Origin of the sequence: Paeniglutamicibacter selenitireducens (genome assembly GCF_051550675.1) — a bacterium.
GTDB lineage: Bacteria > Actinomycetota > Actinomycetes > Actinomycetales > Micrococcaceae > Paeniglutamicibacter.
This window is the reverse complement of record NZ_JBPULF010000022.1, coordinates 1-1,378: the sequence shown is the minus strand read 5'-3', so window position 1 is coordinate 1,378 and position 1,378 is coordinate 1. Positions and strand designations below refer to the sequence as shown.

1 protein-coding gene is annotated in these 1,378 nt (G+C 59.7%); it reads right to left on the bottom strand.

The annotated features are described in order from the left end of the window. Positions 1-404: 404 nt before the first annotated feature. Positions 405-1,378 (bottom strand): DUF3560 domain-containing protein (locus tag ACSYDW_RS18935; RefSeq protein WP_438340287.1); only part of this gene is annotated, 974 nt, incomplete at its 5' end.

Here is a 1,378-nt window from a genome sequence, read left to right as displayed (position 1 = left end):
ACATGGTGTTACTAAAAACCCACTATGCGTGAGTAGAAAACACACTCCCCCAAGCCGCAGGACATACGTGGTGAGCGCAGCGTTGTCACCCGCACTCTAGGGAGGGGTGAACAGCTATTGTGCTCCTTTTGACCCCTTGGCCCTGGCAGTTGTTTTCCTCGAAGATCTTGAAACCGTGTGCGATGCACACGGTTTCATGGTTGACCAGGCTGCACGGCCGATCCTCTATTGGTTGGAACCACGGTTTTATCTCGCTGTCGCAAAGCTGGTAGACAGCTTTCGGTGACGCTTTTGCATTGAGGTACACACGCGCAGCGACGGCGGCCGGGGGAGTGTGCGGCGGAGGCCGCCCGCCACACCAAAAAGGGAGGACACAACCAACTGTGTGCCCTCCCTCGAACTGGCTAGGCTTCGGCCGGTAGCGAGTTCGCGTACTCGGCGGCGGTCTTGTGGTCGATCAGCGCCTCGTACTCGATTTTGTCCGTCCAGGTGTACGGCGTTTTGACCGATACGGTCTTGGCGTTAGCACGTACTACTTCGACCCAACCGAAGCGGTAGCGGACGTAGTCCCCCTTGTCGATTGTTTCGCGGGTGTAGTTGGTGGCTTTTCCTGCGGCGATTTGTTCGGCGCGGACCTGCTTCCAGTAAGTTAGTTGGTCGTTTTGTTCTGCGAGCCGGGTTTCTAGTCGTTCGCGATATGCGCCGCTGGCGCCGATAGGCTCGGGGCTGAGTATGTCCCTGCCATTTTCGTCCTTGATCCATTCGCGCCGCCCGTCGATGTTGCGTTGTGTGGCGCGGGCATCCGCTTCGAGCTTCTTGATGCGATTTGCCACAGTCTGCACGCTGTAGCGTGCCCCGGTGGTGTGTGCGGCGCTTTCGGCACGCCGCTTGGCTTCTTCTGCTTCGGCGTCGGCCTCGATGGCTTGGCCCATCTTGCGGTGCGCTTTTTCTATGGCGTTGCGGTGGCGGTTCTCACTGTGGTGGCCGATCTTGATCGGTTCGCCTCCCCATGGCAGAGCATTGCCGGCGGCGTCGGCCAGGGCTTGAGCGGCGTCGGCGGCTTCGCTCTTGCGCTGGGCCTTGGTTTCGAGCGCTTCCGCTCGGTTCGCTTGGCGTTCCATTTCTGATGCTTCGACTTCGGCTGTGATTCGGAGGCTCTGGTCAATTTCGGTTTCAACCGTGAAGCCTGCCGCGCGTAGGGCGGTTGCTGTTCCCTCGATCTTGTAGAGCTTGGGCATCCGATCCCGGCTCATTGGCACAAACCAGCAGGCAATGCTTCGACCCCAACGCCAGCCGTTGGCCTTCAAAACCTCGGCCGAGCCGTCGCCTTTGGTGGTGCCCTCGATCAAAGTTCCGGCTTCGTGCGTGTGAGTGATGG